This is a genomic window from Pectobacterium polaris, assembly GCF_002307355.1.
Lineage (GTDB): Bacteria > Pseudomonadota > Gammaproteobacteria > Enterobacterales > Enterobacteriaceae > Pectobacterium > Pectobacterium polare.
Genome location: NZ_CP017481.1, coordinates 1,929,341 through 1,944,797, shown reverse-complemented (window position 1 = coordinate 1,944,797; position 15,457 = coordinate 1,929,341). Strand labels below are relative to the sequence as shown.

At 52.8% G+C, this 15,457-nt stretch carries 16 protein-coding genes; 6 read left to right on the top strand and 10 right to left on the bottom strand.

Annotation, left to right across the window (positions count from 1 at the left end; all coding sequences use genetic code 11):
- Positions 1 to 3: 3 nt before the first annotated feature.
- From BJJ97_RS08865 to xerD, 6 genes are all read right to left on the bottom strand, one after another.
- Positions 4 to 759: an AraC family transcriptional regulator gene (locus BJJ97_RS08865; RefSeq protein WP_095993688.1), complete on the bottom strand. Its 756-nt coding sequence runs from the start codon at positions 757 to 759 to the stop codon at positions 4 to 6.
- A gap of 276 nt (positions 760 to 1,035) precedes the next feature.
- Positions 1,036 to 2,553, bottom strand: a complete 1,518-nt coding sequence (gene lysS, locus BJJ97_RS08860; protein ID WP_039487301.1) for a lysine--tRNA ligase — start codon at positions 2,551 to 2,553, stop codon at positions 1,036 to 1,038.
- Between the two features lie 8 nt (positions 2,554 to 2,561).
- A protein-coding gene (gene prfB, locus BJJ97_RS08855) for a peptide chain release factor 2 (protein ID WP_095993687.1) occupies positions 2,562 to 3,660 on the bottom strand; the annotation gives its coding sequence in 2 pieces (ribosomal slippage) (positions 2,562 to 3,584 and positions 3,586 to 3,660; 1,098 coding nt in all).
- 114 nt (positions 3,661 to 3,774) lie between these two features.
- Positions 3,775 to 5,535, bottom strand: a complete 1,761-nt coding sequence (gene recJ / locus BJJ97_RS08850) for a single-stranded-DNA-specific exonuclease RecJ (RefSeq protein ID WP_193438353.1) — start codon at positions 5,533 to 5,535, stop codon at positions 3,775 to 3,777.
- A gap of 6 nt (positions 5,536 to 5,541) precedes the next feature.
- Positions 5,542 to 6,258, bottom strand: coding sequence for a bifunctional protein-disulfide isomerase/oxidoreductase DsbC (dsbC, locus tag BJJ97_RS08845; protein ID WP_010279866.1), 717 nt, complete (start codon positions 6,256 to 6,258; stop codon positions 5,542 to 5,544).
- A gap of 153 nt (positions 6,259 to 6,411) precedes the next feature.
- On the bottom strand, positions 6,412 to 7,311 hold the full coding sequence (xerD, locus tag BJJ97_RS08840) for a site-specific tyrosine recombinase XerD (RefSeq protein ID WP_095993685.1): 900 nt from the start codon (positions 7,309 to 7,311) through the stop codon (positions 6,412 to 6,414).
- Between the two features lie 311 nt (positions 7,312 to 7,622).
- On the opposite strand from xerD, the gene BJJ97_RS08835 reads away from it, so the two are divergent.
- The 4 genes from BJJ97_RS08835 to BJJ97_RS08820 all read left to right on the top strand — a co-directional run bounded on the left by BJJ97_RS08835 (position 7,623) and on the right by BJJ97_RS08820 (position 10,765).
- The gene (locus tag BJJ97_RS08835) at positions 7,623 to 8,945 is read left to right on the top strand and encodes an MFS transporter (protein ID WP_039487297.1); all 1,323 of its coding nucleotides are present in this window, start codon (positions 7,623 to 7,625) and stop codon (positions 8,943 to 8,945) included.
- 223 nt (positions 8,946 to 9,168) lie between these two features.
- Positions 9,169 to 9,555 carry an acyl-CoA thioesterase gene (locus BJJ97_RS08830; protein WP_095993684.1) on the top strand — a complete coding sequence of 129 codons (387 nt, stop codon included), beginning with the start codon at positions 9,169 to 9,171 and terminating at the stop codon, positions 9,553 to 9,555.
- A 339-nt stretch (positions 9,556 to 9,894) separates the two neighbouring features.
- A complete protein-coding gene (gene fldB, locus BJJ97_RS08825) occupies positions 9,895 to 10,413 on the top strand; it encodes a flavodoxin FldB (RefSeq protein ID WP_095993683.1) in 519 nt (172 codons plus the stop codon).
- A gap of 28 nt (positions 10,414 to 10,441) precedes the next feature.
- The gene (locus BJJ97_RS08820; protein WP_095993682.1) at positions 10,442 to 10,765 is read left to right on the top strand and encodes a hypothetical protein; all 324 of its coding nucleotides are present in this window, start codon (positions 10,442 to 10,444) and stop codon (positions 10,763 to 10,765) included.
- Between the two features lie 65 nt (positions 10,766 to 10,830).
- Here BJJ97_RS08820 and rlmF read toward each other — a convergent pair whose 3' ends face one another.
- The 3 genes from rlmF to sdhE all read right to left on the bottom strand — a co-directional run bounded on the left by rlmF (position 10,831) and on the right by sdhE (position 12,495).
- A complete protein-coding gene (gene rlmF / locus BJJ97_RS08815; RefSeq protein WP_095993681.1) occupies positions 10,831 to 11,766 on the bottom strand; it encodes a 23S rRNA (adenine(1618)-N(6))-methyltransferase RlmF in 936 nt (311 codons plus the stop codon).
- A 68-nt stretch (positions 11,767 to 11,834) separates the two neighbouring features.
- Positions 11,835 to 12,248: a protein YgfX gene (locus BJJ97_RS08810; protein ID WP_039487287.1), complete on the bottom strand. Its 414-nt coding sequence runs from the start codon at positions 12,246 to 12,248 to the stop codon at positions 11,835 to 11,837.
- Positions 12,229 to 12,495 (bottom strand): FAD assembly factor SdhE, encoded by a 267-nt coding sequence (sdhE, locus tag BJJ97_RS08805; RefSeq protein WP_039487284.1) that lies wholly within the window; start codon positions 12,493 to 12,495, stop codon positions 12,229 to 12,231. The genes BJJ97_RS08810 and sdhE overlap by 20 nt, the downstream gene beginning before the upstream one ends.
- A 235-nt stretch (positions 12,496 to 12,730) precedes the next feature.
- Here sdhE and ygfZ point away from each other — a divergent pair, with 235 nt between their 5' ends.
- A complete protein-coding gene (gene ygfZ / locus BJJ97_RS08800; RefSeq protein WP_095993680.1) occupies positions 12,731 to 13,732 on the top strand; it encodes a tRNA-modifying protein YgfZ in 1,002 nt (333 codons plus the stop codon).
- A gap of 54 nt (positions 13,733 to 13,786) precedes the next feature.
- Here ygfZ and trhA read toward each other — a convergent pair whose 3' ends face one another.
- The gene (trhA, locus tag BJJ97_RS08795) at positions 13,787 to 14,434 is read right to left on the bottom strand and encodes a PAQR family membrane homeostasis protein TrhA (RefSeq protein ID WP_039487281.1); all 648 of its coding nucleotides are present in this window, start codon (positions 14,432 to 14,434) and stop codon (positions 13,787 to 13,789) included.
- A 400-nt stretch (positions 14,435 to 14,834) separates the two neighbouring features.
- On the opposite strand from trhA, the gene BJJ97_RS08790 reads away from it, so the two are divergent.
- Entirely contained in the window at positions 14,835 to 15,443 is a 609-nt protein-coding gene (locus BJJ97_RS08790) for an HD domain-containing protein (RefSeq protein ID WP_095701613.1), read from the top strand.
- Positions 15,444 to 15,457: the final 14 nt, after the last annotated feature.

The following is a 15,457-nucleotide window of genomic DNA, read 5'->3' as shown; positions in this document are numbered from 1 at the left end:
TTGTCAAAAATTGATACGACGGAATTGCCCTGGCGTCATGGCGTTATAGCGGTTGAAGGCCTTCGTGAAATGCGCCTGATCGGCAAACCCGACATCGCCCGCAACCTGACTAATCGCAGCGCCCTGCCGCAGCAGCTCCCGCGCTTTACACATGCGTCGCTGCATCAGCCACGCCAGCGGTGGGAGCCCAACCGCCTGATTAAACGAGCGCACCAGATGTGCGACCGACAGATTCTCCTGCTGCGCAAGCTGGTCAAGCGTAGGGACATAGCTGAGATCGTTCAGCAACCCGTCTTTGATTCGCGTGATCCGCTCAGCTTCTTTGACCTGCCCTTGAGACGGCACATGATGCTGGTTTTCCATCAACCCCGCCAGCAGCAGGATAATGCGCTCCTGACGCGTGCTATCGTCCAAATCAGAGGTAACCAGCTGTTTTAACTCGGACGCCAATTGTGCCGATGGATTCCAGCCCCGTGAGAACCGAAAGGTTTGGTGGAAATAATGCTCGAATGCCTGTGGGTGAACGTACAGCGATGCGCACTGCCAGCGGTCAAATTCGTTGTCGCTGCCTTGTAGCTGATCGGGATTGTAGGTCGTCACCATATCGTTGGTGGCAACAAAAGTCTCTCCATCCAGCCAGACCGTTTCCAATCCGCTGAGATTGGCGCTGATGACGAACTCATCGTGTGTATGCCGTGGAAAACTGCGGCCATTGGTTAACAGCGCCAGTTCGAACCAGGCATCGCGGTACGTCATCATGAGGGTGTTCCGGCAGTGAATGAATGCCTGAAAATAGCATCTTCCCCCGTTGGGCGACAATCACAGAATGACGGCAAGAATGCGGAGGGAAAACGAGATGATAATACTATCGAGATGAGATCGAGATACACGGGGCTACCACGGTGCGAGGTGTCCCTACGGGAACCTCATCCCCGTGTTTCCCCTAAAATTTTACATTGTCGATAAGAAAAAAACCGGTGTAATTACACCGGTTTAATAAAGTATTACGACAACGTCAGGCCGACTTTCTCTATCTTATTTCTGCGGACGCATCGCAGGGAACAGGATCACGTCGCGGATGGTGTGGCTGTTCGTGAACAACATCACCATACGGTCGATACCGATACCCAGACCGGCTGTTGGCGGCAGGCCGTGTTCCAGCGCGGTCACGTAGTCTTCGTCGTAGAACATCGCTTCGTCATCGCCTGCATCTTTAGCGTTCACCTGCTGAGCAAAACGCTCTGCCTGATCTTCGGCATCGTTCAGCTCGGAGAAGCCGTTACCGATTTCACGGCCACCGATGAAGAACTCAAAGCGATCGGTGATTTCTGGGTTCTGATCGTTACGGCGCGCCAGCGGTGACACTTCAGCCGGATATTCGGTGATGAAGGTTGGTTGGATCAGGCTGCTTTCTGCAGTTTCTTCGAAGATCTCGGTCACGATACGGCCCAGACCCCAGCTTTTCTCGATCTTGATCCCCAGAGACTGGGCGATCGCGGTCGCTTTCTCCAGATCGTCCAGATCGGCAACGTTGGTTTCAGGACGGTATTTGCAAATCGCTTCGCGCATCGTCAGCTTCTCGAACGGCTTACCGAAGTCGAATGTCTGGTCGCCGTATTGTACCGTCGTCGAGCCCAGCACGTCCTGCGTCAGCGTACGGAACAGGTTCTCCGTCAACACAATCAGGTCTTTATAATCGGCATACGCCATATAAAGTTCCATCATGGTGAATTCAGGGTTGTGACGCGGGGAAACACCTTCGTTACGGAAGTTACGGTTGATCTCGAACACACGCTCAAAACCACCCACAACCAGACGCTTCAGGTACAGTTCCGGCGCGATGCGCAGGTACATGTCGATGTCCAGCGCGTTATGGTGCGTGATGAACGGACGGGCAGATGCGCCGCCGGGGATCACCTGCATCATTGGCGTTTCAACTTCCATAAAGCCGTTATCCACCATGAAGCGGCGAATTGCCGCCATCACGTTAGAACGGATGCGGAAGGTATTGCGTGATTCGTCGTTAGCAATCAGATCCAGATAGCGTTGACGATAGCGGGTTTCCTGATCGGCCAGACCGTGGAATTTATCCGGCAGCGGACGCAGTGCTTTGGTCAGCAGACGCAGTTCGGTACAGTGGATGGACAGCTCGCCAGTCTTGGTTTTGAACAGCTTGCCGCGCGCGCCCAGAATATCGCCCAGATCCCACTTCTTGAACTGCTCGTTATAGATGCCTTCAGCCAAATCGTCGCGGGACACATACAGCTGAATACGGCCGCCAACGTCCTGCAAGGTCACGAAAGAGGCTTTACCCATGATGCGACGGGTCATCATACGACCCGCGACAGTCACTTCGATACCCAATTCTTCCAGCTCTTCGTTCTCTTTGGCATCGAACTCAGCGTGCAGACGATCGGACGTGCTGTCACGGCGGAAATCATTCGGGAATGCGATCCCGGTTTCACGCAGCGCCACCAGCTTTTCACGACGCGCTTTTAATTCATTATTCAGATCTTGCGCCTGATCGGCACCCTGTGATTGTGATTCAGCCATGTGAATTCTTATAACCCCGCTTTTAAACTTGCTTCAATAAATTTGTCCAGATCGCCATCCAGTACCGCCTGCGTGTTACGTGTTTCCACGCCGGTACGTAAATCTTTGATGCGCGAATCATCCAGAACATAGGAACGAATCTGGCTGCCCCAGCCGATATCAGACTTGTTGTCTTCCATCATCTGCTTCTCAGCATTTTTCTTTTGCATCTCAAACTCATACAGCTTCGCTTTCAGCTGTTTCATCGCCTGATCTTTGTTTTTATGCTGGGAACGGTCATTCTGACACTGCGTAACAATGTTGGTCGGAATGTGGGTAATACGCACCGCGGATTCTGTCCGGTTAACGTGCTGACCACCCGCACCGGATGCGCGGTAAACGTCAATACGCAGGTCGGCTGGATTGATTTCGATATCAATATCGTCATCCACTTCCGGATAGACAAACGCGGAGCTGAATGAGGTGTGACGACGGCCGCCGGAATCGAACGGACTCTTACGCACCAGACGGTGTACGCCCGTTTCAGTACGCAGCCAGCCAAACGCATAGTCACCGATGATCTTAATAGTGGCGGATTTCGTACCGGCCACGTCACCGTCTGACTCTTCAATAATTTCGGTTTTAAACCCTTTGGCTTCCGCCCAACGCAGGTACATACGCACCAGCATGCTGGCCCAGTCCTGCGCTTCCGTACCGCCAGAACCCGCCTGAATATCCAGGTAGCAATCCGCACTGTCGTACTGACCGGAGAACATGCGACGGAACTCGAGCTGGCCTAATTTATTCTCCAGCGCGTCCAGTTCTACCGACGTTTCATTAAACGTATCTTCGTCGTCTTCTTCCACCGCGAGCTCAAGCAGACCATTCACATCTTCCAGGCCCTGAGCCAATTGATCGATGGTGTCGACGATAGCTTCCAGCGAGGAACGTTCTTTTCCCAATGCCTGAGCGCGTTCAGGCTCATTCCAGACATCAGGTTGTTCCAGCTCGGCGTTTACTTCTTCGAGGCGTTCTTTCTTGGCATCATAGTCAAAGATACCCCCTAAGAACGGCACTACGTTCAGACAGATCCTGAATGCGGTTTTTTACCGGATTAATTTCAAACATGATTTTTTATATTCTTACGTTAAGTCGTTGACAACGGAATGGTGTAACCCGCCATTCTAGCGGATAAAAGGCCTATTTTATAGACTTTCTGCCCGCCGTATTCGGTTCACGCTATCAGCGCGGCCACAGATGTTGGATCATCAATTGCACAGAGCGTTTACCGCGAAACTCGTTAATATCCAGCCGGTACACCATTTCCACTTCTTTAATACTTGGATCTGGCCAGATGGTGGTATCGATATTGAACGCAATACCGTCTAGCAGCGGCACCTGCCCGGTTGCGCCGATCGGTTCAAACATCGCTTTCAAATGGCGCTCTTTGAGTAGGCGGGGTTGCAGAATACGGAAGCAGCCATCGAACGTCGGTTCGGGGAACGCCTGTCCCCACGGCCCTGCATAGCGCAGCATTTCTGCCGTTGAGAGCAAATCCAGTTCCGGCAACATCAATTCGCCATCAGACCAGACGACGCCTTCAAGCTGAGACGGATCGAGCCATTCACCAACCAGATCGCCGAAGCGCTGACGAAAATCTTCAAACCGATCTTCATGCAGCGATAGCCCTGCCGCCATCGCGTGTCCGCCGAATTTCTGCATCATACCGGGATACAGCGTATCTAATCGCTCCAGCGCATCACGCAAATGCAGGCCGGAAATGGAACGTCCTGACCCTTTCAGCATACCGTCGCCAGCAGGTGCAAAGGCAATCACCGGACGATGAAAACGCTCTTTAATACGCGACGCCAAAATGCCGACAACGCCCTGATGCCACTCTGGGTGATACATCGCCAACCCGTAAGGTAACTCCGTACGAGTGCGCTCCAGCGATTCGCACAGGCGCAGCGCTTCGACCTGCATCCCCTGTTCGATTTCCCGACGATCCTGATTCATTTCATTCAGTTCGTTGGCAAGGATACGCGCTTGTACGATGTCATCGCTGAGTAGCAAGTCGACACCGATTTTCATGTCGTGTAATCGCCCAGCAGCATTCAGCCGTGGGCCTAATGCAAAGCCTAAATCGCTGGCGACCAGTTGACTGGCATCGCGGTTCGCCACTTCCAGCAGCGCCCGAATGCCCGGACGGCATTCCCCCGCACGAATGCGATTCAGCCCCTGAGCGACCAGAATGCGGTTATTGGCATCCAGCGGCACCACGTCAGCCACCGTGCCCAGCGCGACCAGATCTAGTAATTCGGTGAGATTCGGCTTCGCCAGCCCCTGTTGCATAAATAAGGGCTGCGTAAACCAGTCGCTGTCACGCAGGCGCACGAACAGTGCCATCATCAGGTAAAACGCGACGCCTACGCCAGCCAGTGACTTGGAAGGAAACTGGCAGTCAGGCAAATTGGGGTTAATCATCGCGTCGGCATCAGGCAAGATTTCGCCCGGCAGGTGGTGATCGGTCACCAGCACCGCGATACCACGCCGATGCGCGTCTTCGACACCCGCGTGAGAAGAGATCCCGTTATCCACAGTCACAATCACTTCAGCACCCAGCGCGGCAGCCTGCGCCACCACTTCCGGGCTTAGCCCGTAGCCGTTTTCAAAACGGTTCGGCACCAGATATTTCACGTTCACGCCGCCCATACTGCGCAGCGCTAATACGGCGAGCGCCGTGCTGGTGGCACCATCGGCATCAAAGTCACCAACGATGACGATGCAGCGCTTCTCGGCCAGCGTGTGTTGCAGCAGGTCAATCGCTTTATCAATGCCGCTGAGCAAACGGTAATTCAGCAAACCACTCAGGCTACGTTCCAGCTCCTGCGCACCTTTCACGCCGCGCTGCGCATAAAGGCGACGCAGCAAAGGCGGAACGGTGTCAGGTAAATCAATGTCCTCCGCCAGCGGACGCCGACGGAGTTGGGTAATCATATCCACGTAGTATTAACCGCCGGTTTTCTTCGAAGCTTTGTGTGCTTCCAGCATCGCCAGCATCTCTTTCGGCCCTTGATATCCCGGTACGACCATACCGTCTTGCAGCACGATGGCAGGGGTGCCCTGCACACCAAACTGTATGCCCAGTTGGTAATGCGCGGCAATATCGGTTTTACACGTTGCTGCCGAGATTGCGTCGCCCTTCATCGCGCTATCAAATGCTTTATTGCGATCGGCCACGCACCAGATGGACTGCATGTCTTTTGCTGCTGGCGATTTCATACCCTGACGCGGGAAGGCCAGATAGCGCACGGTAATACCCAGCGCGTTGTAGTCTTTCATCTGTTCATGCAGTTTGTGGCAATAGCCGCAGGTGATGTCGGTGAACACGGTGATAACGTGTTTTTCCTGCGCGGCTTTATACACAATCATCTGTTCCTGTAGCGCATCCAGCTTGCCGATCAGGATCTTATTGGTGGTGTTAACCGGCATGGTGCCACTCACGTCATAAAGCGGGCCTTGCAGCAAATGCTTGCCGTCTTCGCTGATGTACAGCACGCCGCTATCGGTAATGACGGTTTTCATACCCGCCATCGGCGAAGGCAGGATTTCCGCCCCCTGCATGTCCAGACGCGTTAACGTCTGCTTGATCGCAGCATCATCGGCGTGCGCAAAATTGGTCGCCGTAGCCACCAGCAAAGAAAGCAGTAATAACCCTTTTTTCATTTCATCAATCCTGTTTTTCGCAGCATGGTCCGTAGCAAACATGGTTCGTAGCAAAATAGCCTTGTACCAATGCGCTGTGATAGTGAACGGGGTGTCCCGTCAGCCAGATAACGTCCTGTTACTCTGATAGTGACTCGATTGGTTATGTTATCCCTAGGCGCGCGGATGGTGCTGCTGATGCAGCTGTTTCAGCCGCTCCGTCGCGACATGGGTGTAAATCTGCGTCGTGGAAAGATCGCTGTGCCCCAAGAGCATCTGTACGACCCGTAAATCCGCGCCGTGGTTCAATAAATGGGTCGCAAACGCGTGACGCAAGACGTGCGGCGAGAGCTTTTCGCTGTCGATGGACGCCAGTACCGCATAATGCTTGATACGATGCCAGAACGTCTGGCGCGTCATTTGCCGTGCGCGATTGCTGGGAAACAGCACATCCAGCGTCTGCCCGTTCAGCAGCCACGGACGACCATGTTCCAGGTAATACTCGATCCAGTACACCGCTTCTTCACCCAGCGGCACCAGCCGTTCTTTATTGCCTTTCCCCAGCACGCGTACCACGCCCTGCCGCAGGCTGACATCGCTCATCGTCAAACTGACCAGCTCGGAAACACGCAGCCCCGTCGCATACAATACCTCAAGCATGGCCTTATCGCGTAATTCCAGCGGTTGTTCAATGCTTGGGGCGTTGAGCAACGTATCCACCTGCGCCTCACTCAAATCTTTGGGTAGGCGCTGCGGCAGTTTTGGCGATGACAGCACAGCACTCGGATCGTCACTGCGCAGCTTTTCCCGATAAAGGTACTGAAAGAAGCGACGCATCGCGCTCAGCAAGCGAGCCGAGCTGGTTGCCTTGTAGCCCCCCTCAACTCTGTCAGCGAGAAACGCCTGAAGATCGAGCGACTGCGCCTGCAACAAATCGTTGTCATGATGTGCAAGCCACTCCGCGAGCGTTCGCAGATCCAACCGATAAGAGGCCAGCGTATTCTCTGCCAGATTTCTTTCCAGCCACAACGCATCGAGAAACTGTTCGATAAGCGCCTGATCGTGTTCTTGCATCGCTGTGTCCTTCTTCACTGATTGGCAATATTATGCCGATGAAGCGGCGACTTTACACCTTCATCGAGTCCGCATTCTCTCGCAAACAGAATTGTGCGCGATCTCACATATTCCGCGAACACCAACATCGCCATAACATTCTCCGGCAAAAACAAGGCCGCGGCACATTATATTTTATGTATCGTCAATATATCGGAACAGGCTCCTTGAAGCCGCGTGCCGACTGGTATTGACCTTACTTAATCAACGTTGAAAAGCCGATTTTTCTGTGCGTAGAATGGCCGTTCGTGTTGTTAAAATAAAGAAACATTATGCAAGCCACCACCACCACTCTCGATGCCGAAGCGGAAGCACCACCCGTAAACTCACGCAATAAAGTGATTGTTGCGTCATTAATTGGCACCGCCATCGAATTTTTCGATTTTTATATCTACGCCACCGCCGCGGTGCTGATTTTCCCGCACATTTTCTTCCCACAGGGCGATCCGACTGCCGCTACGCTACAGTCGCTGGCAACCTTTGCGATTGCCTTTATTGCTCGCCCGATTGGCTCGGCAGTCTTCGGTCACTTTGGCGACCGCGTCGGACGTAAAGTCACTCTGGTCGCTTCTCTGCTGACCATGGGGGTTTCAACCGTTCTGATTGGGCTGTTACCGACCTACGAAACCATCGGTATTTTTGCACCGATTCTGCTGGCACTGGCGCGCTTCGGCCAAGGGCTGGGTCTGGGCGGTGAATGGGGCGGCGCGGCGCTGCTGGCGACCGAAAATGCACCGTCCCATAAACGTGCGCTGTATGGGTCGTTCCCCCAGCTTGGCGCGCCGATTGGCTTCTTCTTCGCTAACGGTACCTTCTTGCTGTTGTCCTGGCTGCTGACGGAAGAGCAGTTCATGACCTGGGGCTGGCGCGTACCGTTCGTCGCGTCCGCCGCGCTGGTGCTGGTTGGCCTGTATGTTCGTATCTCTCTGCATGAAGCTCCCGTCTTCACCAAAGCGGTCAAAGCGGGTAAGCAGGTGCGTATGCCACTGGGCACACTGCTCAGCAAGCATATGAAAGTCACGATCCTCGGCACCTTCATCATGCTGGCGACCTACACGCTGTTCTACATCATGACCGTTTATTCCATGACGTACGGTACGACGCCAGAGCCTAAGGGGCTTGGTTTCTCGCGTAACAGTTTCCTGCTGATGCTGATGATCGCGGTGATTGGCTTTGGTCTGATGGTGCCGGTAGCCGGCTATCTGGCGGATGCTTTTGGCCGCCGTAAGACCATGATTACTATCACCTGCCTTATGATCGTCTTCGCCATGCTGTTCCCTTACATGCTCGGTTCAGGTAATCAGGCGCTGGTGATGGGCTTCCTGGTGCTGGGTCTGAGCATCATGGGACTGACGTTCGGCCCGATGGGTGCGCTGCTGCCGGAGCTGTTCCCGACGGAAGTGCGCTACACCGGTGCGTCATTCTCCTATAACGTCTCGTCGATTCTGGGCGCATCAGTCGCACCGTATATCGCGGCGTGGCTGACGGCCAACTACGGCCTGTTCTACGTCGGCGTTTATCTGGCGGCCATGGCGTCGCTGACGCTGATTGCACTGCTTCTCACCAAAGAAACGCGTCACCAGTCTCTGGGATAATATCCCTTCAGTGGGGGCTACGGCCCTCACTGCTCCTTTCCTTTTCACGATGTCACCAAACCGTCCATCCCACTCAAGTCATAACTCCACGTTATTATCACTTTGATACATTTTCGCATTTACCACGCTAATCAAGTGAGGTATACCAACAGGCCTGTCGGTGTAACAAATCCGTTCGATACAACAAATCAGTTCGATACAACAGCCAAATTGGGATGCAAAAATGTTTTCAAAACATTATGAAGTTGAGGACAGTCATATCGACTTTCAGGGCGTCGTCGACGGCCTCTACTACCCGTTTTATATGGAGTGGACTCGCCATGCCTTTATGAAAGAGGCGCTGGGCATTGATATTGAAGAAGAGTTCAAGCAGGGAAAGGTTTATATGGTGCTTGAGTACACTCTGCGCTTCCGTAAAAGCCTGCAAAAAGGCGATCAATTAGAAGTGACCTGCCAGTTGGAAAAGAACGAAAAACGCAATCGTGTCAATTTCGTTCAGCAAATCAAGGTTGGCGGCGTCCCTTACGCAGAAGCCACATTTGTCGCCACTTGCCTGACCAATGGGCGCCCATCCATGCCGGAAGCGGTAGTGAATGCGTTAGCGCTTTAAGCGTTCGTGTTGTCATGAGTTCTCTTCGTTAGCACACTCGACATATACGTAGGTGTGCTAATGCAGAGACGCTGAATGTTGTAATGCGATACGCCCTTCCCTCTGAAATCACTCCCTCAATACGGTTCTTTCCTCATTCATTTAAGCCAATAGCTCTGCCCCGCGTGTTTCACCAGCGATTGTAAAAGACCTCAATATCATCGAATATGACAGCCATTGCCTGTTTTCTGCTGCAAATGAGCGATGGGCTTATCGCCTTTAGGCAGTGACATCGCCGCGCAGAGACTGAATCAACGCATTGATTGTAGAAAATAATTAAATCATGGACTTATAGATAGTATGAAAATCGGTCTGTTTTACGGCTCAAGCACCTGCTACACCGAAATGGCGGCGGAAAAAATTCGCGACATTCTGGGCGAAGAACTGGTGGATCTGCACAACGTTAAGGATGTCGACCCTCAACGTATGGAAGATTACAGTACGCTGATTCTCGGCATCCCCACCTGGGATTTCGGCGAGATTCAGGAAGACTGGGAGAACATTTGGGGTCAACTAGCGACGCTAAATCTCAAAGGCAAAGTCGTCGCGCTCTACGGTATGGGCGACCAGCTTGGCTATAGCGAATGGTTCCTTGATGCGCTGGGCATGCTGCATGACCAACTGCTGCCGCTGGGTGTCACATTGATTGGGTACTGGCCGATAGAGGGTTACGAATTCACCAGCCCGAAACCACTGACCGCCGACGGCAAACACTTTGTCGGGCTGGCGCTGGACGAAGTGAACCAATACGATCTCAGCGATGAACGGCTGGAACAGTGGTGCGAACAAATCCTGCAAGAAATGGCGTCACTGCTGTAAACAGTACGACTCAACAGAGGTAAGCACGATGAAAATGTTACTCATTGCGGTCGCAGGATTGTTGCTTGCTGGTTGTGCCCAAACAGGCACGCAAGAATACGCCAGAAATCTGGGCGGGAAATGCGATGTGCCGCAGTATTACGCTATCGATTTCTCAAGGTTTGATGAAACAGCGCAGCAAATCGCGCACGCAACAGGCTGTGGCATTATCACCGATACCACGCTGACTGGCGCGATTAAACCGCATCCCGTCAAAGGCTATCTGACCCGACGGGAAGCGGTATTTATGGCGATTCAGGGAACGTCGTTGAAGGTGACTCAACAGGAACCGGATACGATTACCGTCGAGTAACACGTTCGCGGATACCGTTGTGACCGGTATCCGCGAATATTGATATGTGTAGACGTTGAAATGGCTTAGCGCTTTTGTAACCAGCGGGTACGCGCAGCGGTATCAAGAAAACTCCACGCGACAAAGCGGCTTTGCTTCTGGCCTTGCGCCATATCTATCGTTCTGACCTTCTCCACGTCAACCGCTTCCAACGCGCGATAAATCTCCGGCAGGTTCTCTTTGCGTGACACCAGCGATGTAAACCACAGGCACTGACGGGCGAAACCGGCGCTCTCTTTGATCATCTGACCAATGAAAGCCGACTCGCCACCTTCACACCACAGCTCATCCTGCTGCCCGCCAAAATTCAGCGGTGAGCGCTTATCCAGTCCCAGATTATGCAGTTTGCGCTGCGATCCCTGACGGGCATCCTCAGCGGAAGCATGGAACGGCGGATTACACATGACGGCATCAAACGAATCGTTCTTGTGAATGATACCTGCCAGTATTGCTTTGCTGTTCTTCTGACGACGCAGGCGAATCGACCGATTCAAGCCGGGGTTCGCCTCAATGGTCTCATTGGCCGCTTTCATCGCCAGCGGATTGATTTCGCTGCCGGTAAAACGCCAGCCGTATTCGCGATGCCCAATCAGTGGGTAGACACAGTTGGCACCGCAGCCGACATCCAACACGGACGCATCGCGCGGCACAACGGAACGGTTATCTTCCGCCAGCAAGTCAGCCAGATGGTGGATATAGTCGGCGCGGCCAGGAATGGGCGGACACAGAAAGCCGTCTGGAATCGTCCAGTGCGCAATCTGATAAAAATGCTGCAACAACGCCTGATTCAGCGTTTTCACCGCCTCGGGATTGGCAAAGTCCACGGATTCATCACCGTAGGCATTCACCTTTACAAACGGAATCAGTGCAGGATAGCTCTCTTTGAGCGCGGGAAAATCATAACGGTCGCGATGGCGATTACGAGGATGCAGACCATTTTTTTGCACTGCGGGCTTAGTCATCAGTTATATCCAATCAATTTCAAAGCACGGCCAAACGATGACCGAATAAAAATATTTCCAACGCGCTGCTATCTTGCCCAGTGTTTCTGCTGCAAAAGAAGCTGACGCAAGTGACGCCACTCTTCATCACCCATGCTGTCCGATGCCAGCCACAGCTGTTGCTTGTCTTTACCGTTAACCGCTCGCAATGACAGCAATACGCCATTCTTCAGCAGCCACGGTCGTTTAACGATCTGCCATTCCTGCTGCCGCCAGTTCAGGGTCGTTTCGCTAAGCAGAACGATTTCCCCCTGTCGGGATTTGATATTCTTTTGGCTACGGATAAAACCGAACATCACCATCGTGACCAGGCATAGCCATAGCCATGCATAGCCGTCCGGCCACGGTGCCAGCAGAATGAGCAATACTAATAGGCCATGCACAACCAATGACAGCAGTTGCATGCGCCAGGAAACACGAAGGTCACATTGCCACTGGGCCACGATCTTTATTTCGCGTCTGAATAAGGGAAATAATGCGTTTCAGCTCTCCGTCCTCCGGTTCACCGTGGTTCATCAGCCAGTTGAATAAATCAGGATCGTCGCTTTGTAACAAGCGGACAAACGTGCGCTTATCCGTGTCATTAAGTGTGTCATAGTCATGCTCAAAAAACGGCATGATCGCGATATCCAGTTCGCGCATACCACGGCGACATGCCCAATGAATGCGTGATTTATTATCGATTTCCATATTTCATGTCCACCTTGTTATCGCTGCTTGCCGCTAGTGTACTCCGATTCCGGTAGCGGGTATCAACTAATAGTAACATTTTGACATAGTTTACCGACGGGCACCGCGCCAAGTGCGCTCACCTGTCTCAGGATGTGCTATGCAATAACGCTGCGTGAATAACCACTTGCAAACCCTGAGCGCTCTTTTACCATTAGGCCATTCGGGTATCGCCCTTAGCGCAGGATTGTACTATATGGTTAACCAACATACGGCTTATCAACTTCCTTTTGCATCACAGCTCCCATTTGCTTCCGCCCAACTGGCCGCCACGCTCATCTCACTGGATGACTGGGCACTGGTCACACTCGTCGGGCCGGATACCGTCAAATATCTTCAGGGACAGGTCACCGCAGATGTCGGCGCACTGCCTGACGATGGGCACACGCTTTGCGCCCACTGCGACGCAAAAGGGAAAATGTGGAGCAACCTGCGTCTGTTCCATCACGGCGAAGGCTTTGCGTTTATTGAGCGTCGCAATCTACGCGACGCCCAGCTTAGCGAACTGAAAAAATACGCCGTTTTCTCGAAAACGACCATCGCACCGGACGACAACACTATTCTGCTGGGCGCGGCGGGTGCGGGCATCCGCGAACTACTGGCCTCTGTATTTAGCCAGCTTCCAGACGCTGAACACCCTGTCGTGCAGCACGAAGGGGCTACCTTACTGCATTTCGCCCATCCTGCAGAACGTTTCTTACTGGTGCTGTCTCCTGAGCAAAGTACATCGCTGCTTGAAAAGCTCGGCGATAAAGTCAGCCTGAACGACAGCCGCCAATGGCTGGCGCTGGATATTGAAGCAGGTCAGCCCATCATTGACAGCGCAAACAGTGCGCAGTTCATCCCGCAAGCGACTAATCTACAGGCATTAAATGGGATTAGTTTCAGCAAAGGGTGCTATACCGGTCAGGAAATGGTCGCTCGGGCGAAATATCGCGGAGCCAACAAGCGTGCGCTTTACTGGCTGGCGGGTAAGGCGAATAAAGTACCGCAGGCGGGGGACGATCTCGAATTACAGCTTGGAGAGAACTGGCGTCGTACCGGTACGGTATTGGCAGCCAGCCAATTGCAGAACGGTGATGTGTGGGTACAGGCAGTGTTGAATAACGATCTCACCGCAGAGAACGTTTTGCGCGTCCGTGAAGATGCCGAAAGCCAGCTCACGGTTCAGCCCCTGCCGTATGAAATAACGGATTAATCCGACGAGTAATACCGCGCATGAGCCAGCCTGGCTCATGCGTTTTATGCAGGCTCAGATATAAAGATAAATCGCCAGAAAATGGCAGACGCTGCCGCCTAAAACAAACCCGTGCCAAATCGCGTGATTATAGGGAATCCGCTTGCTGGCATAGAAAATCACGCCCAGCGTATACACCACGCCGCCCACCGCCAGCAGCGTCACACTTCCTGCCGACAGCTTCATCACCATCTGGTAAATCACCACCAGCGACAGCCAGCCCATCACCAGATAAGTAATCAACGACAGCACTTCAAAACGATGAGCAAACGCCAGTTTGAAGATCACACCCAGCAGCGCCATTCCCCAGATGACAACCATCAGGCCATGCGCCAACGGTGAATCCAGCCCCACCAGCAAAAATGGTGTATAAGTTCCGGCAATCAAGATGTAGATAGCGCAATGGTCGAATTTTTTCAGCCACGGCTTAATACGCTGAGACGGAATCGCGTGATACAGCGTCGATGCCAGAAACAGCAGGATAATGCTGCCGCCATAGAGGCTGTAGCTGGTAATCGCCACGCTGCCAGCGTCATTGTTGACCGCCTGCACCAGCAATAATATCAGCCCCACAATCCCGAAAATCACACCGATTCCATGGCTTATGCTGTTCGCAATTTCCTCTGCCAGAGAGTAATCCGGCATTTGTGCATTTTTTGACATCAATCGATTCCGCAGTATTCGGCAATAATCCACGCTCTTGTGCAAAACGAAGCAGGCGTAGGTGTTTAACCTTTGAGCAGATTAACTGAGAATAGTTTCAGTGTACACGTGTAAGCTAAAATATTTACTTTCGCCTTATTTCCGGCTTTCTCTCTTACTTAACGTGCAATCATGCGTGTCAATCTCGGGCAACATCCCCTACAATGATCGGCGTTGATATCTCCCTGTTTTTTGAAGGGCTCTGCCGTTTTTACCGGTTATTCGCGTTAACGGTCATCCGGTTCTCACGCTCACAGCACCTTCCTGTAGTTTTCACTACATATCGTTTTGGTTTTCACTACGTCTCGTTTCACTGCATGATTTTTACTGCATCGTTTTCACTGCAAGAGGTAAGTTTTTCATGTCATCTGCCCCGTCTACTCTGAATTTCGGTTCCATGACCGATGTTTTCGGCTTTCTGATAGAAATCGATAAATTAAAAAGCGTACAGCGCCGCACCAAGATTATCGGCAGCGAACGTCACGAAGATTCTGCCGAACACAGCTGGCATTTTGCCGTCGCCGCGATGGCATTGGCGCCTTATGCCGGTGAAGGCGTGGATATCCAGCGCGTGATCCAAATGGCACTGATTCACGATATCGTCGAAATCGATGCAGGCGATGTGATCGTTTACGATCTTTCCGCTCGTCTGGCGATTCACGATCAGGAAGTGGCTGCCGCTGCCCGTATTTTCGGCCTGCTGCCCGAGCCACAGCGTCAGCAATTCCACGATCTGTGGGAAGAATACGAAGCGAATGAAACTCCGAGTGCCCAGTTCGCTCTGGTGCTCGATCGCGTCATGCCGATGCTGATGAACCTGTACAACGGCGGCCAAAGCTGGGTAGAAAATGGCATCCGTCTTGAACAAGTTCTCGACCGCGCCGAATTCATCGCCACGATCAACCCGGAACTGTGGCAATACCTCCAGCAACATCTGGAAGACGCCAAAGCCAAGGGCTGGTTGCTATAATTCGGTTTTCCCGC